This window comes from Olivibacter sp. SDN3 (assembly GCF_014334135.1).
GTDB lineage: Bacteria > Bacteroidota > Bacteroidia > Sphingobacteriales > Sphingobacteriaceae > Olivibacter.
In genome coordinates this window covers 2,538,799-2,565,739 of record NZ_CP060497.1, presented here as the reverse complement: position 1 = coordinate 2,565,739, position 26,941 = coordinate 2,538,799, and the positions used below count along the sequence as shown (strand labels likewise).

Genomic DNA, 26,941 nt, shown 5'->3' with positions numbered 1-26,941 from the left:
GACCAGATCCCAGCAGGTTTTTTACAGGTAAACCAAGTAAAAACCTGAACAAAACCTGTCGGAAATGTGGAGAACAGTCGAAGTTTGTCCGAATACATTATGAAGTTGATTGGTCTGTGTCTTAAATTTCAGCTATAAAACAAAGGAAAGCCCCGCAATGACTTTACTGCGAGGCTCCAATTTCTTCATTCAACTGTCCAATTATGTATTTACCAGTTACCTGGCCTTTATGGCAGGGCAAAGGCTACGTAGCTGTCGCCTTTGGACGTCCCCAATTTTGTGCCGCCACAGGCTATGACCACGTACTGTTTTCCGTTGACCTGATAGGTAGCCGGAGTGGCGAAGCCCGATGCCGGAAGTTCATGTTCCCATAACAGTTTGCCAGTGTCTTTTGAAAAGGCTCTGATCATTTTATCCTTTGTCGCGGCTATAAAAAGTAAGCCTCCGGCGGTTACCACCGGCCCGCCATAGTTTTCTGTTCCGGTAAGGGGAATACCCTTTGCCGTCAATTCCTTAAATTCTCCCAACGGTACCTGCCAGATATGTTTTCCGGTGTTTAGGTTGATGGCTGTGAGGGTTCCCCACGGAGGAGTGATCGCGGGGTATTGCTGTTCGTCCAAAAATTTATTATAGCCATTAAACGTGTATGGTTCATCCGCTACCAGTCCAACCTGCTCCGTCATCACTTCTTCTTTCTCCTCTCCGAACAGATAGTTCACAATCGACTGTCTCTCTCGCTCACTGATGTGGGTCAGTCCGGGCATCATCCCTCTTCCCAAAGCGATAACATCGCTGATGGAGTCTCTTGACATCCTTTCTTTCAGGTCGGTCAATGCCGGATAACCACTTTCCGGACTTCCCGACAAATCGGGTTTGTGGCAGGCTACACAATGGCTGCTGTACAGGTTCCTGCCCGATGAAATGACCTTATTGCTCTGGTCTTTATTATTGGTGGCACTGAGACTGAAAAGCCAGGCCATCTCATTTGAATTTACATACAGTATACCTTGTTTATCTACCGCTGCACCACCCCATTCCGCGCCTCCGTCCGCACCGGGAAATAGCAGGGTTGGTGTCAATCCGAGCGGTTGAAAAAGACCTTTGTTGGCCTGCCGGAAGATGTCGATGAGCGAATCTCTCTTATTGGAAAAAGTTGTAATATCTGCTTCGCTGAGGCTTTGCCGGGAAAAAGGAACGGGCAGTTGCGGAATAGGCTGTGTGGGCCAAAGCTCCTCGCCCGGCACACCTGTTACCGGAACAGGCACTTCATCAATCGGAAAGATCGCCTCACCGGTTTCCCTGTCAAAGACAAAGGTATGTCCACTTTTGGTTATTTGGGCCACCACATCCACCGTTCTGCCCTTTCGTTGTACCGTGGTCAGGTTTGGCGGAGCGGGAAAATCCCTATCCCATACATCATGGTGTACCGCCTGAAAATGCCAAATGTACTCCCCCGTTTTCGCATTCAATGCGAGCAATGAGTTGGCGAAAAGGTTCTCTCCTTTACGGTTACCCCCATAGAAATCAAAAGCTGCCGAACCCGTCGGAATAAAAACTATTCCCCGTTTTTGGTCGACAGCCATACCGGCCCAATTATTGGCTCCCCCAATCGCAGGGTCTTTATAGGCCTGTTCGGGCCAGGTTTCGTAGCCAAGTTCACCCGGATGGGGAATGGTTCTGAAGACCCATGCCAGCTTTCCCGTTACCACATTGAAGGCCTGAATATATCCCGGTGCTGCCGAGACACCCTCACCAACACGTATGGGCATCATGATAAGGTCTTGGTAGATTGTTCCTGGTGTGGTGGAGACCACGAATTTGTCTGCCGCGGATTCACTTAATCCGGTTCGTAAACTTATACGTCCGGATTCACCGAATGAAGTGATGCTTTTTCCGGTTTCGGCATCAATGGCATAAAGGTAAGATTGAGACGTAAAAAGCAATCGCTTGTCGTTCCCTTTCGCCCAATAGGCCATACCCCGATTGACATGAGACTGCCCCTCCGAAACTTCCCGAAAACGCCACAGCTCCTCTCCTGTGGCCGCATCAAGTGCAAACAGCTGATTGGATGCCGTCAGTGCATACAGTTTCCCATCAATGATGAGTGGATTGCATTGCATTTCCCCCGAGTCTCCGGTATGGTATACCCAAGCTTCGCGTAGCAAGTTGACATTGGCGGTATCAATCTGTTGGAGCGGCGAATAGTGGTTCCGGTCGTCACCCCCTAAATAAGAAGGCCACGCTCCCCCGTGGCGCTCTTCAGGTGTACATTGTTGCAGCCCGATCGAGAAGATCGGCAATAGGGCAAGACCATAAAAGAGGTATCGTATTATTTTGGTTTTCATTAGCTAAATTAAGCGATTTTCCCTGTTATTCCGTATTATTTTTTAGATAAAAGAAACTGCTGGAAAGCGAACAGGGAAAAGGGAGTACGTTTACCATACGCCTTAAAGCTAACAACTAGCCCTCACCTAGATTCCTACCAAAACCAACGCCGGCACCGATGTTCGGGCGAACTTGGTCAGGAGATGCCTGGTTCCCATCCCGGCTCATAACTCCGCTTCCATAACTCTTGAGCGGCTTCATTCTGCAGGATATGGCCGTTTGACGGATCAATGCTTAATTGCTGCCCGGTACGGAGCGCGATGTTCCCCAGCTGCACCAGGAGCGTACTCACATGGCCATCTTCCACATTAGCAGCCGGCGCGGTGCCCTTCGTTATCGCATCGAAGAAATTCTGCAGATGAATGGCATCCAAGGTTTGCGAGGGGCTTGTGCGGTTCAGGGTATCCAGCGCTACGTCGTTCTTCACCTCCTTCACCAGTTTGTTCTTCAGATCATATATCTTATACGCATTTCCTCCCTCAATCTGCAGGGTTCCCTCCTCACCGTAAAAGAGCACACCAACCGAGGCACCATCTACAAAGCGGCTATTACAGCTTCGGCCTTCCCAGGTAATCAAACCTTTATCGCCGTAATCCAGCTGAATGGACTGCGTATCCGGCGTTTCCCAGTCGTCCCGATACCGATACCTTCCACCTACCGATGATACCGTATTGGGGTAATCCAGCTTCATGCCCCATCGCGCCAGATCAACCGTATGTACGCCGTTGCCCATCGCCTCTCCGGTGCCCCAGTGCCAGAACCAGTGCCAATTGTAGTGCACCAGGTTATCCTGAAAGTCCCGACGGGGCGCGGGCCCTTGCCAGAGATCAAAATCAAGGCCTTTCGGCACCGCCGTTTTCTTACCGATACCGATGGAAGGCCGGTTATTGGCGTACCATGTCTTGGCAAAGTACACCCTGCCGATCACACCCTGATGCAGGGCATTGATCGCTTCCACCACATTGGGCCAGGTTCGGCGTTGGTTGCCCATTTGAATAACATTTCCATGCTTTTTAGCGGCCGCTACCACCAACTCCCCTTCCTGCGGGCTATGGCTCAGGGGTTTCTCCACGTAGACGTGCTTCCCGGCATTAGAGGCCAAGATCGTTGCCGGTGCATGCCAATGATCGGGCGCAGCAGTTACCAGCGCATCCACACCGTTATATTGCAGCACCTTGCGGAGGTCAGGTTCGGCTTTCGGGCGCCGCCCCTGCACCTCTTCCACTTTGCCGATGCAGCGTGCCGCCGCCTGCTCATCCACGTCGCAGATATAGGTAACCTCAAAATTATCCTGCGCAGCGAAATTACCCGCCAGCGCCAATCCCCGTGAATTTACGCCCATCACCACCACGTTCACCCGTTTATTCGCACCGGCAATACGCCTGTAGCTGGCCGCACTGAATCCCGGTAGCACGCCGCCCAAATATAGGGCCGCACCCGTCATCCCGGTCTTTTTTATAAAATTCCGTCTGTTTTCCGATTTATTCATCATCATCTCCATTTTTTTATCCTTCATCATTAGCTTCAGTCAGCGGATCGGGAATGCGGATCAGATCGGCGATTTCCGCGCCATCGTGCTGCATTCTGCCCAGGGTATACACCGCGCCATCGTCTCCAACGGCAATGGCATTCACATAGGAAGGCCAATCGCCATCCGCGTAGAAAACCGGCCCGTGATCCCGATAACTTCTCGAAGGGATATGATAAGTGATCAGGTGCAGGTATTCCTGTCCCTTCGAACCTCCCTTAGCAATTTCCGATAGTCCTTCCACCCGGTTGCCATTTTCAAAAACAGGGCTGCCGGTGAGGTAATAGATCGTCTCCCCGTCCGGCCCCAGCTGAAAGCCCAGATAGCCATAGCTAAACTGATCGAACATGCCACATTTCTGCGAAGCTTCGGAGCTGATCCGTTGCACCAGTTCAATGGCCGGGCGTTTTGGATCCAGGCGGAAGAGATATCCCGAGTTGCCGTGCACAGCATAGGCCACCTGCTCCGGTGCGTACCAAAAAATCTTGCGCCAATTGTACCCCATAGATCCCGGCCTGGTATAGTCATATTTACCGAAATAATCCAAGCGAAGATCGAGCGGCATCATCCGAAGCGATTTCGTCTGTGGGTCATAGCAAAAAACATCACCCTCAGCGGTACTGTAATAGGCCTTCCCCCCATCATCCACGAGAATGGAGCGGCATAAGACCCGAAAATCTTCCCCCGGTATACCCGCTTCCCCGCGTGCGGAGGTCGGCCCCATATTATGCATTTCGTTCCGGGCCAGGTCATAGTGCAGAAACAGACCGGTAGGCCAGGTGATCCCGAAGATCTGCCCGCGCTCTACGTCCATATGCATGGCCACGAAGCCCTCCCCATCGGGGGCTATCGCCAGCTCTTCAAAGGCGCCGCTTTTCAGGTCATAGCACAGGATGTGCCCGCCCGGATAAAGCGCAAAGCCATCCGGTGCCTGCGCCGGCAGCCGTTCCATGCCCTCCACCATCTCATAGTAGCCCACATGGGTAGAAAAGTACAGTTTCCCCTCATATTCATAAAAGCGGGTATGTGATTTACCCTGCGCAATGGCCTTTTGCTTCGCTTCGCCGCAGATTTCCGTCAGGTCTGCCAGTAAGGTCGTTTCATCGCTTGCGGGATCATAGACATAGAGTTTACCCCCCTCATCGATCAGTTCGGACGACAGGATATAATAGATCTTGCCGTCGCTGGCCTTCGATATCGCGTTATAGGTATCATGCGCATGCGGAAATCCGGAATAGTATTTTTTTGCTGTTAACATCTGTTATGAGGTGTTATTGTTCGTATTTAGTTTTTTTCGTTATTCTATCGTTTCTAAGGGTGGCTCGTTCCTTTCTGATCCCACATAACCTTTATTCTGGTTGATCCGCCCGAGCGTATTGGCCGTGATGATATTATCATCTATCGGCCATTGGAAATGAAAAGGTTCAATTCTGGGGCTTTGGCCCAGCACCGTTAAATCGTCAAAATGCGCATAGAAATTATTCAGGTTGCGCACCCGGTCGTAAAACCAGTTCTTTTCATGAATATTGCCCAAGCTATATCCCCGCTCGTTACGTGCCGCCAGGATGTAAGATACCCGGTTCAGCTCATTCTGCCGGGGTTCTTCCGCAAACAGCTCCCGTGCACGCTCATCGAACAGGAAATCAATCGTCACCTCCGCAGCCGTTATGGGATCCGCATTTGCCCTTGTCCGTACGGCATTGATATCATCCGCGGCAAGGTCGAGCTGCCCCAGCCAAAAATACGCTTCCGCACGGAGCAGGTAAGTTTCTGCCAAACGAAAAAGGTACCAATCGCCATTGCTGCCCAGGGGCTGCCCCATCTGATCCGGTTTATTCGGCACGAAGGTTTTGTAAAAGGGCATGGCAAAGATACGGGCCCAATATTCGGCGGGCTGGTCCAGGTTCTGCGGATCAAAGGGCTCACCATACTGGCTGGAGGCCGGGTTATTGTAGAACAGCTCATCGCGGTCCCACCAATTGATATCCGCCCGGCGGAGGTCGGGTGTATTTTTACTGTTGTAACCATGCTCCTCCCAAACGGTATAGTTGTGGTAGTCGCTCAGGGCCACATCGGGGTTCCCCCGTCCCAGCGAATCGTACATGGGGCCGGAATCGATCATGCCCAGATTGCCATCCTTATCTTTTGCCACCACATTGTTGAAATAGCCACAATGGTACACCCGCATGGTATATAAGCCATCCGAGCGTGCTTCGGGAGGCGCCTCCCAGCGATCTACGAAGGCCAGGATCGTTTCCGTATTCTGAGAGATATTTTTGTTCTCCGGCCGGTGCAGGTCCCACAGCACATTCTTGGCCGGATCATCCGCATCGATCCCGAAACGATTTTGCATCAGGGCATAACGCCCGTCGATCACTTCCGTAGCCTTAGCCACCGCTTTATCAAACGCCATATTCGCCAGATACACTTTCGTCAATAAATGATCTGCCGCACCTTTGGTAGGGACACCCGCTGCGGCAGAGACCGGCATCCATTGTGCGGCGAACTCCAGATCCGCCTGGATTTTGTTCAGTATTGCCCAGCGGCTATGCGTTTTGAAATCCACACGGGCGCCGCTTATCTCCTCATTAACGAAAGGTAGATCACCATAGTTTCCGATCAGCCGGTAGTACCAGTAGGCCCGATGCCAGAGTGCTTCCGCCAATATGGGGTTCCGATCGCTTTCGCTCTCCCATTCGATTTCATCGATACGACTGATGATGGTGTTCGCGTTGCGCACCATCTCAAAGATATCATTGATCTGGCTGACGAATTCCTGATAAGCATCACTGTTGGGCGTAAGCCGGGTAAAGTCCATCTGCAGCCAGGGCACACCCGCTTCAGACGACGCCCACTGATGGGCGAGGAAGTTCTTCTGCCCCGTTTGCTCACGGGAAAGATCCTTGCGCATGGTAATCAGCAGCGCCTGGTATCCCGAGGGATCGACAAATACATTTTCAGGGGTAAAAAAAGATAAAGGTTCCGGCTCCAGAAAGCGCTTTGAGCAAGCGCCGATCAGCACAAGCAATGTGCAGCAGAGCATGATATATGTTGTTTTATTGAAATTAGCCATAATACCTATTTTTTTGATTGTAAGATCATCAAAGCATAAAATTCAAACCCAGTGTATAAATTTTCGGCATGGGGTCACTTCCCGATTCCGGGTCCCATCCGGGCCATTCAGAAAAGGTCAACAGATTTCTCGCAGAGAAAAAAGCCCGTGCACTCTTGGTCTGCAATTTCTCCGTCAGCTCCGTCGGTAAGGTATAAGACAGCGTCACATCCTGTACCCTTAGGAAAGCCGTATTCCAGAAAGGCATCAGCCCCCCGCCAAAAACCGTCATGTTCTTGCTCAACCTCGGGTATTCGTTAGACCTGTTTTCCGGTGTCCAATAGTCAAAATTGGGCGTACTCCGTCTGTCGTAGGTCGAGAAATCAGCCACCAGCTGCGGGAACTCCCTTTTATGCCCCAGATCGGCGCGCAAGAAAATACTTGCACTGAAATCCTTGAGGAAAGAAAACTCATTCCGCAGGCCGATGAGGTATCTGGGCTGTTCGTAGCCGATAAACTGTTTATCCTGCAAAGCCTCATAGACCATGTTTCCGTCGAGGTCGACCGCTTTAAAGTCTCCCGGCCTCAGGCCATACCGGGCCGCCTCCTCGGCTTCCTCCATCTGCCATATCCCTTCCACCTGATAATCCCAGATAACATCCAGCGGCTGACCGATGAACCATTTGTTCGTATAATCCGGAATCTCACCGGTTAAGGTCTCCCCGGCTAAAGTGTACGTACCCGTTTCGCCAAACAAACTGGTAATTCTATTGCGGTTAAGCGAGAAGTTCACCGTTGAGCGCCAGGTAAAGTTGGGCCGCTGCATGTTCAGGCTGCTGAGCGTTACCTCAAAGCCTTTGTTGGCCAAAGCGCCGATGTTTGTGGTTACATTCTCAAAACCCGTTATGGTCGGCAGCGAGCGCTCCACCAGAAGCTTATTTGTTTTGGCATCGTAATATTCCAAGGTCATGTTCAGGCGGTTATTGAACAAGGTAATATCCGCACCAAAGTTCAATGACTCCGTTTCTTCCCAGGACAAGGCCGGATTGGCCAGGCTAGAGGTAAAAATACCCACAACCGGATTGGTACCATCATAATACTGTACCGATTCCATTTGCGCAAAGGAAGCATAAGGGCCTATCTCGCGGTTACCATTTCTACCCCAGGATACTCGGAGCTTCAATTGATCAACCGCCGGTACGTTAAAGAATTTCTCTTTGTGCAACTGCCAGGCCAGCGCCGCCGCCGGAAAGGTAGCATAGGGATTCTCCTGACCAAAGCCACTGAAACCATCACGGCGTACCGATGCCGTAAGCAGGTATTTATCCATTAGGGCATAGTTCACACGTGCCATCAGGCCATCCCCGGTATATTTGGTATCATTGGTATTCAGGAAAGGGTTATTGCCAAACTGGAGGCCGCCATAACCCAGGGTCGGGCTGGGCTGGAAAGACTGGTTGCCCATTTCCGAGCTCCACGACCGGAACTTTTCTGCATTATAGAGTAAGGTTACATCAAAATTATGGACACCGAAGGTCTGGTTCCACTTCAGGAGATTATCCACCATCCATTCAAAGGAGCTGACATCGTCACGTGTGGCATAACCATTGCTGTAGGTTTCCCGTCCGGTAATCGTTTCTGTAGACCAAAAATTATAGTCTTTCTGCGCTCTGGTGCGCGGCTGGAAAGAAAGGCGATAGGTAATCCCGAAGGGAAGTTTCAGCTCCCCGTAAATCGAGGCAAACAAACTCTGTATATTATTTCGCCGATCCTGGCCCAGGGCATTGATCAGCGGGTTCTGCGTGATGTAACCGTGCGGATAGAAATTGATGGTGCCATCATCCTCGTATACCGAAGCAAAAGGGCTAACCATGCCCATATTGCCCAAGTTAGCCGGAACGCCCCCCTGATCACGATAGGAATACTGCAGGTTCAGGCCCACGTTCAGCCATTCTGCCACTTTGTTGTCCAGATTAATGCGCGAGCGCACCGTATTGAATTTATCGCCAACGATGATGCCCTCATTGTCCAGGTAACCGACCGACCAGAAGTACTTCATATTTTCCGACCCACCGCTAATGCTCAGGTCGTATTCCTGCCGCCTGCCCTTTTGCATTACCTCATCCAGCCAGTCCACCGTATTCCCGGTGTTAAAGCTTTCCACCTCCGCCGGAAAGAAATTCAGGCGGCTCAGCCATTCCCGGGTATCATCCGGGTTAGGGTTGGCGCTGGCATTACGCCATTGATCGAGGCTAACGTTCGGGCTTAAGGCACTCGGATTATCGTAGTAAAAATCCGGCATGGCATTACCCAGAGTGCGGAGGTGATCCCTTCGGTAATTGATATAATTCTGCGGATCACGTGCACCGAACTCGGTGGATGTAGCCTCTGCCAATCCCTGTTTAGTGGCAAAGTTAATGGTAGGTTTACCCGTAATACCTTTCTTGGTGGTTACCAACATCACACCATTGGCCGCTCTTGCGCCATATACGGCTGCGGAGCTGGCATCTTTCAGGATATCCACCGATTCGATGTCATTCGGGTTGATATCCGAAATATCGCCATTATAAATCACGCCATCCAGCACGATCATCGGCGATGTCGACGCATTGATGGAGTTTACCCCCCGGATTTCCATAGAGGTGCCGCCACTGGCCGAGGTAGCCTGATTCGCCTGAAAGCCGGCCACCGTACCCGCCAGCATATCGGTCAATTGCGTTGAGCTCTGATCCTGAAAATCAGCAGCATTCACCCGGCTCACCGCGCCGGTAAGGTCACTTTTTTTTGCCGTACCATAACCCACCACAATCACCTCATCCAGCCCGGCCACATCATCTTCCATCACAATACGCCAATCCGTTCTTGCCGAAGCGGCAACTTCCTGTTGCTTATAACCCACGCTTTTAAACACCAGCAAGGCATCTTCAGGAACCTTTTCGATCACAAAGAAACCTTCCAGATCGGTAGCTACCACTGTTTTGGTTCCCCGCACGGATATGGTGACGCCCGGTACGGGTTCATCGTTGCTGTCCAGCACCTGCCCTTTGATGGGCTGCTGGGCACGAAGTACAACCGGCATCGCCGCCGCAACAGTCACAGGCAAGAGAACTTTCCACAACATCATCATAAAAAGTCTTTTTTTCATACTTTTGAAGAGATTTAAGTTAAACTGACCGGCACACATCCGCCAAAATGAACGCCGGTTAAAACTTTACAATTAGGAAGAGGGGTAATGCGTTTGGCCCCTCTTTTTTTTGGGAAGGAGTTGATTCTTTATTCCATAAGCAGTTGTTTTAAATGATATAAGCTGATCACTAAAGGCAGAGGCCGTTACTGCAAATCACTGTAAAGCGCCTTACAGGCGTCGATAATCCGCTGTTCAATGCCCTGTTGCCATTTCGCATGGTGCCCGTAAACCATCTGTGAGCTTTCCCCTTCATACCCGCCCTCTTTTAAGATCCTTTCGGAAGGGATGTAGCCCATCACATCGTTGCTGTAACCGAACACGATGGTCTGGTTACCAAATGCCTCTTTCAGGTCCAGGGCATATTGCACCGTGAGCTCGCCACCCAGCGCAAACAGCAGCTGCTTGCCCAGTTGTACGCACTGGATGGGATAGGGATAATCCCGCTCCGGCCGATCGCCCTTTTGCAGGCGTTCCAACAGGCGGGCCGCCCACCGTTGCGTATAATCCGGTACGTCCCCTTTTTCTAAAAGAGCTGTTAGATCCGCTTCTGCAGGTATGGTATCCAGCGGAAGCGGTATTTCCCGGAAGGCCATGTTCAGCTGTGGTTCCAGGGGCTGGAAGGCATCATCGATCATCAGCTGCTCCACCGCCGCGGCCAAAACCTTGCCATATTGCTTTGCATGGCCCAGCGTCTGCCGTGGCAAAGGGTTCTGATCTGCCCCTGCGCCCTGAAAAAACATGGCCTGGCAACCCGCGTACCGTTCTTCCAATTCCAGTTGCGCGAAACCCACATAGTCTCCACTCCAGTCGTAACCACTCAGTACCGTCGCGTGGCAGGCATAGCTAAACAAGAGTGCCATGAGCTCTCCATCAGTGCCGGTCACCTTGATCACAGGCACGGAGAAATCATTAGGCCCCTTTAGCTCGTGCAACTGCCGGAGCTCACCTTCTTTGTTGTTCCGGCGGTTCACCTGAAACTGGGCAAAACCCGATCCTACGGAGAGCTTCGCGCTCACCTTATCTGCCAGGGCCTCCTGCGCCAGATCGGTCAATACCTCGACCAGCCATGCGGAGTAGGCCACAATTTTCGCTTTCTCCGCTTCATTCGCCGGATAAACATCCCGTAGGGCACCCTCCAGAACCGGAGCCGAATGCGTGTGGGAGCTGTTCAACAAAATCTGCTCCCGCGACAATTTCAGGCGCTGCGTCAAGGCCTCACATAAGCGGTCTTCAACTATTTTCGGGATGCCCAGCAAATCGGTGCTGATGCATAACAGCGTCTTTCCACCGGCATCCTCCAGCGCAATAGCTTTGGCCCATAGATCATGTATTTTCCCTTTCGATGGCTGATCACGGAAGGCGTAACCACCCATCCACATCGGTTCTTTGGGGGTAATAACGGTCTTTGCCAATCCCACCTTCCAGCTCGCTTCCTCCGCCATCGACGGCAAAGCAAAGCAACAGCACAGCAAGGTTAATACCACCAGCATCCGATTTTTTCCTATCATCCCAGCTTCCATGGCCTCAGGTTTTTTTAATCGTATCCGCATGGTTATAGATCCGTTTGACCGCCTCGGCGATGCGTTCCATATCCGCTCTTGTTCCCAATAGCATGTTCTGTGTGAACCATACCGCCTGCCCGTTGCACAGTTTCCCGTCGTTCACACAGCGGTTCCGTTCCACAAAGGCATCAAAGTCCAACTGCTCCGCCGGGTAAGCCTCTTGATAGCGCTTTTGCGCAAAGGCATCCCTGAGGTAAGGCTTATCGGTCAGGGTAGCATAACCACTGCTACAGGGAACCCCTTCCGCATTGAGCGCCTTGATGAACTGCTCCCGCGATAAGCCCTTAAAATCCTCCTGTTCCAAGCGGAAGGGAAAGAGGTGGAAGGCCGCCCGCGTCACCTTATCGTATAAGCGGTAGGGCGCAATGCCTGGTATTGCAGCCAGCATGCCCTGCAGATAGCTGGCATTTTCGTTGCGCAGCGTTGTTTCGGCATCTACCCGTTTGAGCATGGCCAAGCCAATTGCCGCCTGGTATTCCGTAAAACGCACCTTCGTGCCCACGATAACACTTCCGGAAGCCACCGACCCTACGGCACTGCCATAAGGCAGACCCAGGTTATGGTAAGAATAACATTTATCGATAAAGGCATCATCATTGGATGTGATGGCGCCACCTTCGCCGATGGCCATATTCTTGGAATTCTGGAAGCTGAAACATCCCGCATGGCCAATGGAGCCCACCGGTTTGCCGTCGTACTCCGCCAGGTGCGCCTGGCAGGCATCCTCAATCAGCACGAGCTGATGTTTCTCGGCGATGGCCATGATACGATCCATATCCACCGGGAGACCCGCGATATGCACCGGGATAATCGCTTTGGTACGCGGCGTAATTTTCTCTTCGATACGTGCGGGGTCCATCAGGAAGGTATCCAGCTCCACGTCAACAAAAACCGGCATGGCCCCTTGGGCCAGCACCGCCATAATCGTTGCAATAAAGGTATAGGGCGGCACAATCACCTCATCCCCTGCCCCCACCCCGAAGTTGGCCAGCGCCGTGATCAGCGCATTCGTGCCGTTCACCACCGTCAGGCAGCGTTTCGTGCCGATGGTTTCCGCCCAGCGGTTCTCAAAATCCGTAGTCACGTCTGCCCTTGACCAGATACCGCTGCGCAGCACCTCCAATACCTGCCCTTCATCCTCGGCAGACACCCATTTTGGCCAGGTTGGCCATTTGGCGTCATCCATCAGGGGCGTTCCGCCCAGACATGCCGGTTTGCCGGCGCCAGTGCCGGCAGGGAAGTCAAAAGACCAGGACATAGCCGCAGCGGTTCCCAGCAATGCACTCTCCCGAATAAATTTACGTCTGTTCCTATTCATCATATTAAGCCTTTTATAGTTTCACCACTGCGCCCTGCTGCTGCTTACTTTGGTCGGCAGCATCCATAAAGGCGTAGATTGCCAAGGTTTCCTTTTCATCCACGGGCGATTTTCCCGATTCGAAGAACTGGACAATCTCGGTGATCAGCGCATCATAGCCATTATAGGGGCCAAGGGTCAGATCACCCTCTTCGCCATAGGCCGTACCGCCGTAAGTATGTTTACCCGTTCTGGTACCCCGGAAGCTTCCCAAGCGCCCATCGCTCCAGCGCCCCACAATGACGTCGGTGCCCTCGCTATGCACGCGCGAGACCTCCACGCAATCCGGTCCCATCAAGGCAATCAACATCTCCACGCCATGTATACCGTACCAGAACAGATCCGGATGGGTGGGCTCCAGTGTTGCCGGGCTATAGGTATCTGCACCCAGTATTTTACCAATCTTTCCGCCTATGGCCTCTTGCACCGTTCCCATGTAACGCAGGGAAGAAGCCGAAAACAAGGGCACCCCCGCATCGCGCGCTGCGGCATAGATGGTCTTTACATCTGCAAAGGAAGCCGCAACCGGCTTATCAATGAAGAGCGGTTTACCGGCCTTGATCACCTGCATGGCCTGTTCCAGGTGCACGGTACCGTCGTTCGTTTCCAGCATCACGTAATCCACTTCCCCGAGTAAAGCCTCAATAGACTCCACGATTTTTACCCCGAGGCCCTTCACCTCTTCCGTATAACCCGGAATGCGCTTGGCGCTGCTCTCGATGGTTTTGCTGCCATAGGGATAGGCCGCTGTGATGCGGTAGCCCAGCAAATTCGGGTTAGGCGATTCGCCATTCAACGCTTTGGTAAAGGCGATGCTGTGTGAAGTATCCAGCCCGATAATGCCCACGCGTTTTTCCTGTCTAAAATTTTTCGGTACGGCCAACAGATCAGCCTGCCAGCCAGCTACGGTAGCCAGCATCAGTGAGGTGTTTTTGATGAATCTCCTTCTTTCCATAAGGTTTTTATTAGTAGGTATGATAAGGGGTACAGACCCTTTTTTATAAAAAAAATTAAAAGCAGTTATCTATTTTGCAGTCAATATTTCCTCGAATTCTGGTATAGTGTTTATGATCGGTAACGTAACCGCTAAGTAAAGTATTTTTCCATAGAGATGCAAACGTTTTGTTGTTTTTTATTAAAAACGCTGTTTTAGTTTGTTATACTAAACAAAAACAAGTAATTTTTATAGAAATCATAATTTTCATTGTCCGGCAGGATTATTTGCTGCTTTACAAAAGTAACAACTTAACAGGTAGCGTTTTGAGGGGGTAGTTCCGGTAAAAAAGGCAAGATAAGGCAGCGGTGTCGACTCTCGCCGCCCTATCTGCACCAAACAAAACACAGAACAAGAAATTATCCTTGAACAAGTCGGATAATATGAGATCGTAAGATACAAAAAAAGAACAAAAAACGTAAATTATTCACGCTTTTTTCAGAATTTCCTTACGCCTCAGGCAATTTATTTTCCCCAGTGCTCTTACTTAGCCTATACTACCCGAAGCTTTTGAGGCCGAAGATCCCTGTTATGATTGTTTTTCACTCGACCGTTTACAACATGCCGGTCAATCTGTTTTTCCCCAGTACTGCATGCGGAGACGTTCCACATCCTGATCCCGGAAGAATTTCTTGCCCCTTTCCAGCTTTGCCACTTTGATCATCCCCTTGCGCTGGCAGCGCAATAAGGTACTTTCGCTGATCCCTACGCGGTCTATGGCATACACCGCATCACGGTAGATGGTTTCTTCCGCTTCTTTTTGGAGAATGAAAAGTAATATTTTATCTTGTTTTTGCTGTAAGTCTACAATAGATCGATAAATATTACTTAACAGTTTACTTTCGCTGCAGTTACAATCATGCACAACAGATGATAGCCGGGTATTTTTCTTGAAGTTAGGTTTCATGGAGACAGGCTTTACCGATGCGCTTTTTAGCAATACACCTTCTCCATTTCTGCTCCTATATATTCCACAACTTTTTTTAGTTTATGTGTATCGCCATCACCAAAACCCAATAGTAATGCGCTGGTTTTTATAGGATATGAAAGCTGTTCGACTGCAGGCTCAAGCAGGAGATCCAACTTCTTTAGACGTTGCAAGGGCACATAAAAGTGATAGCCACGTTTAGCGTGCAACCAGAAACATAGGCCACTTGCCGGAATCCGTATCATTGCCCATTGATCTAATACCGCTCTGCAGATATCCACGGCCTTATCCATCCGCACTTTCATCCCTTTTGTTATCGGTGCGGAAGCTGACGAAAAGATATTTGCCTCCAGCAACATCGCAGCCAGTACTTCATACAGTACACCATAGTTTACCTCAAGCGCCTTATCTTCACGAAATCGTGCCAGAAAAGCTGCCGGCCCCATTACCACGCGCAGCTCATTGTACATCGCCAGCAATTTGCTATACGTACGTATACTGATTACGTTTGCTATAGGTTCGGTTGCTACGTCATGGAAGGTGGGCTGCATCTTGAATACAATTTCATGATCTTCAAATTCTTCTACAATATTGATATCCAAGGCATCGGCAGTGATAAGCAACTGGCGCATAGCCAGGGCTATCGCACCAACATCATTATCAGGATAATCCAACTGTAAATTGATATATAAGAAAGCAATACGTCTGCGCTTATCAAGGGCTAACGTATTCAGTTCTAACAAGGTATCGGCCGATAGGCCAGTTTCCGTCCTGTCCATTTCCCACACTTCTAATCCAAGTTCTTCAAATATGCGTCTATAACTATAAACGAGCGGTTTCCCCACAATAACAATATCTTTGGGATTTGCCAGGTTCTGCGTAATCAACCGTATGGTTTGAAATTTTCCTCCGAGCAAAATGAGGTTATCTTCCGTGTATCTTTTTCCTTCCCGCATGCTAACGTTCTCGCGTACAATATCACTGAGTTCCGCCGCATTTCTTATCCACTTTTTCCAGCTCGGAAAAGAAAGTTCAATAAGCCCTTGCGTTAAGTTACTCATCCTTTTGGTGCAGTGCTCCAGAAAGAAATACGGATTGAGCTCGGCTGTTCCTACCTGTAGATAGGCACTGCTATATGACGCAGGATCGGGCTGGTTGGTCGATAGGTTTTTGAAACTATCCGTATAAATTGCAGAACTATCCAGCAGCGCCGAGGCGTGCACAAAAGTTCCTCTTCGCCCCCGGGTAAACAGTATGTTTTGTTCCACCAATGTAGCAATGGCCCGATCTATTGTCTTCGGGTTTACCCGATAACGTTTTGACAGTGTTATCCGACTGGGTATCTGTTCCCGTCTTTTAAAATTTCCTTTTTCAATTTCCCTTCTAATGCTCTCTACAATTTCCTTCTTTTTTGTTTGCTGTAAATTTCTGTTCATGTATTGTTTGGTGTTTGGTTAGCAAAAAATAAAAAGTGGGCAAACATCCCCTAAGAGGTGTTTACCTAATATGTTTTTCGATAGCTAGTAGATATGATTATTACCTTAGAGCACCCCCATAAATTGCAGGTAGGGCGTCATCAGCTTTTGATCAAAAGTTGGAGGCTTTAAATTGGCATCGCGTAAAAAACGTTGCGTATTACTCCGATCGTAGTAATAAGTATTTTCGTAGGCTTCCACCAAAGACTTACCTTCGTGTACATCTTCCGTAAAGAGGCTCAACAAGGGATAAATGGGTAATTGGTGGTCGTATTTCCACTGGTTCAGCCACTGATGGTACTCCATCCCCTTTAAATCCAGCCCATAATATTCATTGATTTTGGCACAGAAATCAGTGAGTGATACATCGTTCTCCGGTAAAGGCGAGAGGTGAAAGTTCTCGCCAATTGCCTCTTCCTTTTTACCGATATGTACAATAGCCTTGCACATGTAATCAACTGTTGTAAGTTCATCTTTCAGACCCATTACCAGCGGAAAAGACTTCAGTTGTACACAGCTGCGTATCAGCACCCCCCACCATTGGTTCATCACTGTGGCGCCAGAGCTTCCGTGACACACGGCGAACCCCAGCCGGAAGTTAATAATGGGCAGACCTTTGTCCCTAGCCTGCTCAGCAATTTTTTCCATCACCCATTTACTTTTGATATAACCCAGATCGCGACTTACCGCCTGTAGATTCTGCTCAATGGAATCGTCTTCATACATCCAGGTCTTGCCCGTGAAGGGACGCCCCTGGAGTTGCTACCTTTAAAGCGAGACAGATTTAGACAGTAATTTTAAATTTGTAGAAATGCATAGAAAATTTGATGATTCGTTTAAGATAATGGCGGTCGATTTGAGCGTTGTTAAGGGATCTGTAGCCGATGTAGCTAAGGAATTAGACATAGACCCCAGTTTACTGAGTAAATGGCGTAGAAATCCACGTTATAATGGGAATAAGGTTTTACCTGACAATCCCAAGATCAGTCCGGAGGAGCAGGAGTTAAGGATTTTACGCAAGAAATTAAGAGATACAGAATTAGAACGCGATATCTTAAAAAAGGCCATAGCCATCTTCTCCAGGGGAGACGGTCCATATACCGGTTCATAAAGGAGAACCGAGAAGTATATTCCGTAGAGAAGATGTGCGAAGTATTGAACGTTAGCAGCAGTTGTTTTTACCGTTGGCTGGTTTGGCCCGAATCCCCCAGGGAACAACGCAGTAAAGCACTTGTGGATAAAATACAGCAGGTACACAGTGACAGTAAGTATATCTATGGCAGCCCACGGATAACCGCAGAGCTGCACAAAAAAGGTGAAATGGTATCAAGAAGCTACGTAGCAAGATTGATGAAGAAACATGGGATACGAAGTAAGGTTAAGAAAAAATATAGGGTGACCACAGATTCGAGCCATAGTTATAGGATAGCTGAAAATCTCCTCCAAAGAGATTTTTCAGCGGATTCCCTATCGCAAAAATGGGTTAGCGACATTACTTACATCCATACCGGCAAAGGGTGGCTTTATCTAACAACGGTTATCGATCTGGCGGACAGAAAAGTCATTGGATGGTCTTTAAGCACCGATATGACGACTAAAAACACTTCTGTACAAGCCATCAAAATGGCTATTAGAAACCGAGGTATCAAAGATGGTCTTATCTTCCATTCGGATAGAGGGATCCAATATGCCTGCGATGAATTCAGGAGGGTAATTGTAAAAAACAAGATACTTCAAAGCATGAGTAGGAAGGCCAATTGCTGGGACAATGCAGTAGCTGAGAGCTTTTTCAAGACACTAAAGGCTGAAATGATCTACCATAGAAAATTCATCGATCAGCAATCGGCTAAATTGGAGATCTTTGGATATATTGAAGGTTTTTATAATACCAAAAGAACACATTCTGCCCTGGGATATAAAACCCCTAAGCAGATCGAAGAGATGCTATTGGAAAAAGAGAAAATGGCAGCATAAAAAAGTCTCCTATTTTAAGTTGCAATTCCACCCCAAGAGAAAACACCCATTGAAGAAAGTAGCACCAGGTGTTTCACTTTTCGTGCAACCGACAAATGCAGGATATGGTGCAGACCATCAATGTTAGGCTTCTTGATTATGGGGTAAGGCTGCACATAACTTACCGAGCTGCCCGAGTGGTAGATCACCTCAACGATGTCTGCCAGTTGGCCATAAACGTGCTCATCCATTCCCAGATTTGGTAAGGAAAGATCGCCAACCTGTGGTATTACCCGATCGTTATAACCTTCCTGCCAAGACAGTTTAAATTTCAGGAAAGTATCTTGTATACGTTTGCGCGCCTCCGCAGTATTCGCCGCTCGTACCAGGCAGTAGATATCCGCTCCGGTATTTTGCAACAGTTCTTCCAACAGATGCGAGCCCACAAATCCCGTAACTCCAGTAAGCAAAATGTGGCCAGGATCGGCCAATACCGCTCCATCTGGTACATCACCCACTACGAAATCCGCAGGCAGTGCAGCATCCCTGAGCAACTCCTCTACCGTCTGTTCAGTTTTTATTTTCTGCGATAACTCCACCTCTTTCCATCGTTTTTCCACCTCAGCAACAAAGCTGTTGACGGTAGTATAGGTATAGAGCTCAGGCAAGCTGATGCGATTACGTACCGTTTCGGGCAATAACACATGAAGTTGCGCCAGCAATAGAGAATGCCCGCCCAGATCGAAAAAGTCATCATCATCTGCCACATCTTCCACGTCCAACAGGTCCTGCCAGATTCCCTTTACCAGATCAGTAAGATTACCTTCCTTCCTTTTAGCCGCATCCGTTTTCTTTAAGAAAGCTTTCGGCAGTTCCAACTGCGTCTTATCTACTTTACCTGCATGATTCAGGGGCAATTCATCCAGCACTACCATTTTATCGGGCACCATATAGGCTGGCATAACCTGCATGAGCTTAGCCCGCACATCGGGAAAACTGCCAATGCCCTTATTTTTCTCCGTGGCTACCGGCTGCACAAATGCGGCCAGCGCAGGCACACCATTTTCCGGACGAAATACCGTTACTGCTGCCCGGGCAATCTGTGGCAATTTTGCCAAATGGTGTTCAATCTCGGCCAACTCCATGCGGTAACCCCTGATCTTTACCTGATCATCCTTTCTGCCCATAAACTCCATGTTGCCATCAGGCCGCAGCCGTGCGCGATCGCCAGTGCGGTACAAACGATTATGTAACTCAGCTGTTTCCAGCTCCTTTGGCATCGGTAAAAAAGCCTTGGCATTCTCTTCCGGCCTACGTTTGTACCCAAGAGCCACTTGCAAACCGCTAATATAAAGTTCACCTACCGCTCCCTTCGGTACGGGGCGTAACGCGTCATCGAGCAGCCAAAGTTTTACTCCCGGTAGCGGGACACCGATAATCCGCGGATCCGTTTCCGTTTTAAAATGATAGTTGCTTACCGCTACGGTTGCCTCTGTAGGCCCATAGCTATTGATCAATCTTACCCGTTGGTACCACGCTTTAACCGTTTGCTCGGTACAGGCCTCTCCACCAATAGCTATCGTATGTAATTTGCCAATAGGCCGGTTTACCGGTAAAGTAGCCAATACAGCAGGTGGTAACAAAGGTACAGTATCAATGCCCTCGTTTACAATAAAATCCAAGAGTGTATCGCCCACCAATTTGTTGTTAGCATATAAGTGCACGGTTGCTCCCACCAAAAGCGGCACCCAACTATCGATAACGGCAGCATCAAAGCTGGGTGAGGCAAATTGTAAGGTATGGTTTACGGAAGTAAGCCCTAAGATATTTGCCTGTGCCTGTATAAAACGATAGAGGGAGCTATGGCTAACCATTACACCCTTGGGCAGACCACTACTACCGGATGTATAAATGATATAAGCCAAGCTATCCGGCAACAGTTTACGCTTCGTAGGATTTTCCTTGGGCAGTGATGCCAACTGTATATTTGCCAAGGGTTTATCAACGGCCACGGTTACCCGGGCAAAACCGTGTACCTTATACCAAAAATGCTGTTCGGTAAGTGTCAGATCGGCTTCGGCATCCTCTACCATCATTTTGATACGGCCTTCAGGTAGCTCCCCATCTATAGGCAAGTAAGCCGCGCCCGTTTTCAGCACTGCGAAGAAGGCAACCAAGCGTTGCACCGACTGCCGTAGGCATATTGCCACAATAGATTTTTGCGTAAGGCCAATACCCCTTAGGTAATAAGCCAGCTGATTGGCCTGCTCGTTAAGCATGCCATAGGTTAATTTTCCATCAGACCCGATCAACGCTACCTTATCTGCATGTTCCTCACAAACTGCTTCCAGCGCGCATACCATATTTTCATGATGCAATGGGTGATAACCAGGTGTTAATTTTGTGCTAGGTAATTGTGTTTCCATACGAATATTGGTTTAAGGTTTACAAGCTTGTAAATAAAAAATCAAACAATAAAGTTTTTTACACGAAAGCCCTCTTAGCAGGGACAGAAAGTTGTTTTCAGTAATAATTTGAGGGAAATTATAGAATTAAAGTGCGAAAAAAAAGGTAAAAGTTGCTAACCCATATAAAAAGTAGGGTCTAACCCCATACCCTAACCCCATATAAAACCAGATGTTAACCCTGTATTTATATGACAGTTAAGTATGATTTTCGTACATAAAACAAGTAATCTCAAAAAAATCGATCAAAAGCCTTATATGTATGAAAAAAACGGTCAACATCCTTTTTCACATATCGCAAGCGAAACTGAGCCATTTACGCCCGAATGAAGCCACCTATCGCTTGGTAGGCAGCACAGTTGACCATTGGATGGGTGCCGGTTTTACGGTGCTGGAACAGTGGTATGATCATACCGATCTATTGCTGTGCGTAGCCGAAGTAAATAATGCGCAAGCACTGCAAATCCCAATAAGGTGCCAACCGAAAGATCTTTTCTGGCTCTATATGCTGCGCGGCAAGTATGGGTTATATGGCGCTAGGCAATCGAAAAAAAAGCTCTTCCACATTTCGGAAGGAAGCTATCTCTTAGCCTATATGCCCAAGGGTGATTACGTGTGCCATTTCCCACCGGGCGAACATGTACTATTCTATTTTGTGTTTAAACCGAGCTTTCTTTTCAGAGAGCAGGACGATATACTTGGCCAGGTCCAAACGCCCTTTATTCAGCTACAGAAACAGCTCAATCAATATAGTGGTAGCACCCTACTTCCTATCGGGGAGGAAAGTGCCATGCAGATCCGTCATTTTCTACGCAGTACCCATACCAGTTATCTTAAGCGGCACAAGGCGATATTAAACCTGAGCATCGACTTATTGTTAAATAGCATCACCGCCCTGCGGCAACGGGAAAAACAAGAAAAAAGCCGCAAGCAAATGATTGAATCGATAAGTGCATATGCAGAAACAGCCGTTGCTGCCGGTGATATCCTCGATCTACACCATATTGCCAAGAATTACCCTCTCGCTGAGCGAAGCTTACGGCGTTTATTCAAAGTAATAACCGGGCAAAGCTTTTGGCAGTATGTTATCGACCGAAAAATGTTACTCGCACCAAAACTGCTCACAGATGCAGGTTACTCTTCCTTACAGACAGCCAACCATTTCAACCTGAGCCACGCCCGTTTTTGCAAGCTTTTCAAGGCCAGGCATAGACTTACACCCGGCGAATACATTAAAAAGTATCGATGCAAATAGCCTTTTTGGCCAAAATTGCCTATACAGCTTGGCCAAAAAGAGATAGCCTAAGCGGCTTTTAGCGTTTACTTTTGCTTTTATGGAAACGAGGAGTAGCGGAGCCGAAAGCTAGGCGATAGTTCCATGGCAGCCGGCTGTCGATCGTAAAAAGCTTGATTGGTAAGGATCGGCAGCCCGCTTTTGAAAAAGGAAGGTAAATGATGAAGAGTATGCAGCATAGGATTAAAAAATGGAAGCAGCAAATCAAAATTAACTGGTGCAATATGGCGCTATGGCCTGTATGTGTTTTACTGGCTTTGATGTGGGCAACAGCAGGTTTCGGGAAGCTGCGGGATCTTGAAGATTTTCGTTTCGAGCTCGGGAAGTCACCATTACTGGAAGGATTTGAAGGGATTGTCAGTTGGGCTGTTCCTTGGGGAGAGCTGCTATTAGCGGTGGTATTGATTTTTCCGACCTCGCGGCTATTTGGTCTATATTCCTCTGTCTTTTTGCTCTCCCTTTTCATTGCTTATATCATCGCACTGCTTTGGTTCAGCTATTATGATGCGCCCTGTGCCTGTAGCGGATTTGCCGAAGGACTTTCATGGGAAGGCCATATCATTTTCAACAGCGTTTGCTTAGTTATGGCTATCGCAGGTGTATTTATAAAGAGCATACCGGTGCGAGCCACCAGTACCGTTCCAGATATTGTACAATCGGGTATGGTTGCCCCGTAAAAGTGACCGTCATTTTTTTCATAAGGTTATGAAAAAAGTATACATCACAATTCTAACGTTGGTCGTTCTAGGAACTGGCTACGTTGGAGCCAAAGCTTTCGATAAGAAAGTGGAGGTACGTCAAGAAACCAGATGGTTTGAAAGTGCAGATGGCTCTGATCAAAATTACAACAGCGAGCCATTGCCTACTTCTTTTGAACCCGCAGACTGCACACCTGCAGAGTCTACATGTGCTGCTCGTTTTGAAGTTAACGATGATAATGAAGCGATTGGCACGCCTATTCAGATACAACCAGGAGTATTATTGTAATATTCCTAGGTTCACTGATTATCTGACTTAAAAATTATCCGGATAAGAACAGACATTGTCGGTATCCTAATCAACTGGCAATGTCTTTTAATTCCCTTTACGATGTCGTCTAAACTACTATTATCGGTAACCTTAAATATCGTACTGCTCATTGCTGCAGCAACATTTGTTGTAATGGCGCTCTATTTCCATTCAAGGAAGATCAATCCACAAGAAGACTTTTCCAGATCATACAACGCAATTAAAGAGCTTTCGACACTCAACATCGAGGCCGATGTGCCAGTAAAATCGTTTACCGGATTTACCGTCGATTCTATTTATCTACAAACTGAAAACACCATGTTGATGGTTCGGATGACGCACCAACTATCACATCAAGATATATCCGAAGTACCTATGCCCATTACGATCGAGAACGATCAGCTCTTCAGCAGTCATTTCGAACACCCCTATCTCTATCGTTTTTTTGGGAACCACTCCCTTATATTGCGCACCAATATCACCAATAGCATAAGCCAGTATTACCGTACACCAAGCGTATACATCAAGCAAGCCATTTTAGACAGCAACCACTTTCATATTATGGGATTTTCCCGTTACTCGCCACACCCCTTAGTTTTGCAGGTAATTACTGATAATACAGATAGTATTTTCACGAAAGAGCTGCCGCTATCGGATCCTCTTCCGAACGCGTACCTTTTTGGAAATGAAGGGATGCTCCATCCGTACAAAAATTCAGGAATTACGTTGCATGTTCCGTTTTTCCAAACGCATCTTTCGAAATTAGATCCGATGAGTAATAGTCGCCATACTTTCCCCAGTATCGTACCGACCTCCTACGCACAATCCATAAAAGGCCAGTTCAAGCGCTCCGGTCACTATACTAGCAGCTCTCCAAAACGTGCCATCCAGCTCCTCAGCTACCTTGCCAATGGCGTGCTTTACGTCCAAAGCAATGTACCTAGCTCGCAAGATACTTATACGCTGTTCAAAAACCACCTCATTATAGACGCTTATGACGTGGCAAAAGAAACCTATCTTACTTCATACCGTATTCCAAAACAGACTACAGGATCTATCCCATTTATCGTGTATAACCAAACGATTTATATCCTACAGAATCAACAGGTAACTGCTTATGAGCTATTGCCCTGAAAAGCTGCTGTACTTATCGGGCGTTCTGCGGCATACCAGTGAGCTCCACCACATATTCAGGTATCGGAAAAACATACCTCGGGCTGTTGGGAGACAGTGTGTAGGTTTGATTGTTCAAACTACGTGTAAGGGTGATCTGAAGATCAGGTTCCAGATTAAGTCGCTTTAGATCTGACCAGCGTATGCCCCGAAACACTAATTGCTTTCTCCTTTTGGAATTGCAACTTAAAATAGGAGACTTTTTTATGCTGCCATTTTCTCTTTTTCCAATAGCATCTCTTCGATCTGCTTAGGGGTTTTATATCCCAGGGCAGAATGTGTTCTTTTGGTATTATAAAAACCTTCAATATATCCAAAGATCTCCAATTTAGCCGATTGCTGATCGATGAATTTTCTATGGTAGATCATTTCAGCCTTTAGTGTCTTGAAAAAGCTCTCAGCTACTGCATTGTCCCAGCAATTGGCCTTCCTACTCATGCTTTGAAGTATCTTGTTTTTTACAATTACCCTCCTGAATTCATCGCAGGCATATTGGATCCCTCTATCCGAATGGAAGATAAGACCATCTTTGATACCTCGGTTTCTAATAGCCATTTTGATGGCTTGTACAGAAGTGTTTTTAGTCGTCATATCGGTGCTTAAAGACCATCCAATGACTTTTCTGTCCGCCAGATCGATAACCGTTGTTAGATAAAGCCACCCTTTGCCGGTATGGATGTAAGTAATGTCGCTAACCCATTTTTGCGATAGGGAATCCGCTGAAAAATCTCTTTGGAGGAGATTTTCAGCTATCCTATAACTATGGCTCGAATCTGTGGTCACCCTATATTTTTTCTTAACCTTACTTCGTATCCCATGTTTCTTCATCAATCTTGCTACGTAGCTTCTTGATACCATTTCACCTTTTTTGTGCAGCTCTGCGGTTATCCGTGGGCTGCCATAGATATACTTACTGTCACTGTGTACCTGCTGTATTTTATCCACAAGTGCTTTACTGCGTTGTTCCCTGGGGGATTCGGGCCAAACCAGCCAACGGTAAAAACAACTGCTGCTAACGTTCAATACTTCGCACATCTTCTCTACGGAATATACTTCTCGGTTCTCCTTTATGAACCGGTATATGGACCGTCTCCCCTGGAGAAGATGGCTATGGCCTTTTTTAAGATATCGCGTTCTAATTCTGTATCTCTTAATTTCTTGCGTAAAATCCTTAACTCCTGCTCCTCCGGACTGATCTTGGGATTGTCAGGTAAAACCTTATTCCCATTATAACGTGGATTTCTACGCCATTTACTCAGTAAACTGGGGTCTATGTCTAATTCCTTAGCTACATCGGCTACAGATCCCTTAACAACGCTCAAATCGACCGCCATTATCTTAAACGAATCATCAAATTTTCTATGCATTTCTACAAATTTAAAATTACTGTCTAAATCTGTCTCGCTTTAAAGGTAGCAACTCCATTTCTAACAAAACAGCAGAAAGGGCGTCATGTGCATTGGAAACACTTAAAGGCACAAACGACCCTGTTCTATATCGAGTTTCCAATAATGCATTTAGCGTTAGCATCGCTTCATCTGTCCTTCCCAAACGCGCATCACTTTCAGCCTTCATCAGATACGTTTCATCCCAGGCAAGGCCTCCGAAAGGGATGCGAGTACCCGTATAATTACCCTTGAAAGATACCGAACCATCGGGATTTTCGACAAAGTAGAGCGATCTGCGTAGGTCGTTCTGTGCATAACTGCGATAGAGGTCTGCATCGATTTTACAGCGAGGAGCAATAAAACTGATATCCAGCGGAATGTTCCGGTGAAAAAGCACTTCATCGTTAAACTGCGGAAATGGAAAGTCATCACTAATGTCTAGTTCGTTCAGGTCCAGTAAGCTATGATTTTCTTCCAAGGCGCGTGCTGCATAAATATTCGTTTGCTCAAAATCACCCTTTGCAAGAAACACTTTTGCAAGCAACGTAGCTACTGCTGCTCTATTAGGTTGCGTCCGAAAAGGCTGAGCCGAGGGTACCAGCTCAAGGGCGCTCTTTAGATCGTTTGCTACCTGCTGGTAGCAATCACTAAGCGTAGCTCTTACCGAGGGGTCATTAATATCCGCCGTGAGCCGCAGGGGGATTCCCAATTGCTCCTCAGCTTCGCCTCCATAAGCCGGGGCAAAATACTGCAATAAATTGTAGAAGGCATAAGAACGTTGGAACAAAGCTGTCCCATGAACGTTATCATACTCTACCTGGTTAGATATATTTCTATTTATATCAGCCAATCCATCAAGCACCACATTGGCATAAAATACCTGTTCGTAAGAATCGTCCCATTCGGTCACCAATTGAGAACCCTCGTTTATATCGGCGTTCCATATATACATATTACGACTTCTGGCACTTGTCATCGCCTGCCAGTCTTCAAAGGTAACTTCATAATCTCCTGCAGAGATTTCCAGCCCAGTTAAGGGATTGCTGAATGCATTGTCTAGCAAGGCTTTAAAGTCAGTTAAGGTAGCCGGCACCACCAAACTCTGATCAGGTTTACGTTCCAACATTTCCTTTGTGCAACCGGTTAGTAGTATTATTGATAAAAATAACAGCTGTGTGTAGTTTGTTTTCAT

Annotated in this window: 21 protein-coding genes; 6 read left to right on the top strand and 15 right to left on the bottom strand. The window is 47.9% G+C overall.

Annotated features, from left to right (window positions below):
• Positions 1-227 precede the first annotated feature (227 nt).
• From H8S90_RS10600 to H8S90_RS10550, 11 genes are all read right to left on the bottom strand, one after another.
• Complete coding sequence (locus tag H8S90_RS10600; protein WP_187342502.1) at positions 228-2,345, bottom strand: PQQ-binding-like beta-propeller repeat protein; 2,118 nt, start codon at positions 2,343-2,345, stop codon at positions 228-230.
• Between the two features lie 176 nt (positions 2,346-2,521).
• Complete coding sequence (locus H8S90_RS10595; RefSeq protein WP_255501904.1) at positions 2,522-3,904, bottom strand: Gfo/Idh/MocA family protein; 1,383 nt, start codon at positions 3,902-3,904, stop codon at positions 2,522-2,524.
• The gene (locus tag H8S90_RS10590; protein ID WP_187342501.1) at positions 3,891-5,171 is read right to left on the bottom strand and encodes a hypothetical protein; all 1,281 of its coding nucleotides are present in this window, start codon (positions 5,169-5,171) and stop codon (positions 3,891-3,893) included. The genes H8S90_RS10595 and H8S90_RS10590 overlap by 14 nt, the downstream gene beginning before the upstream one ends.
• A 39-nt stretch (positions 5,172-5,210) precedes the next feature.
• Positions 5,211-6,986 (bottom strand): RagB/SusD family nutrient uptake outer membrane protein, encoded by a 1,776-nt coding sequence (locus H8S90_RS10585; protein WP_222852285.1) that lies wholly within the window; start codon positions 6,984-6,986, stop codon positions 5,211-5,213.
• A gap of 28 nt (positions 6,987-7,014) precedes the next feature.
• Positions 7,015-10,044, bottom strand: a complete 3,030-nt coding sequence (locus H8S90_RS10580; RefSeq protein ID WP_255501945.1) for a TonB-dependent receptor — start codon at positions 10,042-10,044, stop codon at positions 7,015-7,017.
• A gap of 251 nt (positions 10,045-10,295) precedes the next feature.
• Positions 10,296-11,672 (bottom strand): neutral/alkaline non-lysosomal ceramidase N-terminal domain-containing protein, encoded by a 1,377-nt coding sequence (locus tag H8S90_RS10575; protein ID WP_222852284.1) that lies wholly within the window; start codon positions 11,670-11,672, stop codon positions 10,296-10,298.
• A 4-nt stretch (positions 11,673-11,676) separates the two neighbouring features.
• Positions 11,677-13,035 (bottom strand): DegT/DnrJ/EryC1/StrS aminotransferase family protein, encoded by a 1,359-nt coding sequence (locus H8S90_RS10570; RefSeq protein WP_187342499.1) that lies wholly within the window; start codon positions 13,033-13,035, stop codon positions 11,677-11,679.
• Between the two features lie 10 nt (positions 13,036-13,045).
• Positions 13,046-14,026: a Gfo/Idh/MocA family protein gene (locus H8S90_RS10565; protein WP_187342498.1), complete on the bottom strand. Its 981-nt coding sequence runs from the start codon at positions 14,024-14,026 to the stop codon at positions 13,046-13,048.
• A gap of 607 nt (positions 14,027-14,633) precedes the next feature.
• Complete coding sequence (locus tag H8S90_RS10560) at positions 14,634-14,972, bottom strand: hypothetical protein (protein ID WP_187342497.1); 339 nt, start codon at positions 14,970-14,972, stop codon at positions 14,634-14,636.
• A 26-nt stretch (positions 14,973-14,998) separates the two neighbouring features.
• Positions 14,999-16,429 carry a GntR family transcriptional regulator gene (locus H8S90_RS10555; RefSeq protein ID WP_187342496.1) on the bottom strand — a complete coding sequence of 477 codons (1,431 nt, stop codon included), beginning with the start codon at positions 16,427-16,429 and terminating at the stop codon, positions 14,999-15,001.
• Positions 16,430-16,534: 105 nt separating this feature from the next.
• The gene (locus H8S90_RS10550; protein WP_255501900.1) at positions 16,535-17,194 is read right to left on the bottom strand and encodes an SDR family oxidoreductase; all 660 of its coding nucleotides are present in this window, start codon (positions 17,192-17,194) and stop codon (positions 16,535-16,537) included.
• A gap of 85 nt (positions 17,195-17,279) precedes the next feature.
• On the opposite strand from H8S90_RS10550, the gene H8S90_RS10545 reads away from it, so the two are divergent.
• Complete coding sequence (locus tag H8S90_RS10545; RefSeq protein ID WP_187339052.1) at positions 17,280-17,579, top strand: transposase; 300 nt, start codon at positions 17,280-17,282, stop codon at positions 17,577-17,579.
• Positions 17,492-18,442: an IS3 family transposase gene (locus H8S90_RS10540; RefSeq protein ID WP_187342851.1), complete on the top strand. Its 951-nt coding sequence runs from the start codon at positions 17,492-17,494 to the stop codon at positions 18,440-18,442. Before H8S90_RS10545 ends, H8S90_RS10540 begins: the two co-directional genes overlap by 88 nt.
• Before the next feature lie 14 nt (positions 18,443-18,456).
• Here the strand turns inward: H8S90_RS10540 and H8S90_RS10535 are convergent, their stop codons facing one another.
• The gene (locus H8S90_RS10535; protein WP_255501899.1) at positions 18,457-20,847 is read right to left on the bottom strand and encodes an amino acid adenylation domain-containing protein; all 2,391 of its coding nucleotides are present in this window, start codon (positions 20,845-20,847) and stop codon (positions 18,457-18,459) included.
• A gap of 301 nt (positions 20,848-21,148) precedes the next feature.
• Between H8S90_RS10535 and H8S90_RS10530 the strand changes: the two genes are divergently transcribed.
• The 4 genes from H8S90_RS10530 to H8S90_RS10515 all read left to right on the top strand — a co-directional run bounded on the left by H8S90_RS10530 (position 21,149) and on the right by H8S90_RS10515 (position 24,322).
• A complete protein-coding gene (locus H8S90_RS10530) occupies positions 21,149-22,141 on the top strand; it encodes a helix-turn-helix domain-containing protein (RefSeq protein WP_187342495.1) in 993 nt (330 codons plus the stop codon).
• A gap of 197 nt (positions 22,142-22,338) precedes the next feature.
• Positions 22,339-22,857, top strand: coding sequence for a MauE/DoxX family redox-associated membrane protein (locus tag H8S90_RS10525; RefSeq protein ID WP_187342494.1), 519 nt, complete (start codon positions 22,339-22,341; stop codon positions 22,855-22,857).
• Positions 22,858-22,885: 28 nt separating this feature from the next.
• The gene (locus H8S90_RS10520; RefSeq protein ID WP_187342493.1) at positions 22,886-23,167 is read left to right on the top strand and encodes a hypothetical protein; all 282 of its coding nucleotides are present in this window, start codon (positions 22,886-22,888) and stop codon (positions 23,165-23,167) included.
• Between the two features lie 102 nt (positions 23,168-23,269).
• Positions 23,270-24,322, top strand: coding sequence for a hypothetical protein (locus tag H8S90_RS10515; RefSeq protein WP_187342492.1), 1,053 nt, complete (start codon positions 23,270-23,272; stop codon positions 24,320-24,322).
• A 243-nt stretch (positions 24,323-24,565) separates the two neighbouring features.
• Here the strand turns inward: H8S90_RS10515 and H8S90_RS10510 are convergent, their stop codons facing one another.
• Genes H8S90_RS10510 through H8S90_RS10500 form a run of 3 tightly spaced genes read right to left on the bottom strand, consistent with a single transcriptional unit; the run spans position 24,566 to position 26,941 of the window.
• Complete coding sequence (locus tag H8S90_RS10510) at positions 24,566-25,501, bottom strand: IS3 family transposase (RefSeq protein WP_255501942.1); 936 nt, start codon at positions 25,499-25,501, stop codon at positions 24,566-24,568.
• Positions 25,429-25,728 carry a transposase gene (locus tag H8S90_RS10505; RefSeq protein WP_187339052.1) on the bottom strand — a complete coding sequence of 100 codons (300 nt, stop codon included), beginning with the start codon at positions 25,726-25,728 and terminating at the stop codon, positions 25,429-25,431. Before H8S90_RS10505 ends, H8S90_RS10510 begins: the two co-directional genes overlap by 73 nt.
• 16 nt (positions 25,729-25,744) lie before the next feature.
• Complete coding sequence (locus H8S90_RS10500; RefSeq protein ID WP_187342491.1) at positions 25,745-26,941, bottom strand: RagB/SusD family nutrient uptake outer membrane protein; 1,197 nt, start codon at positions 26,939-26,941, stop codon at positions 25,745-25,747.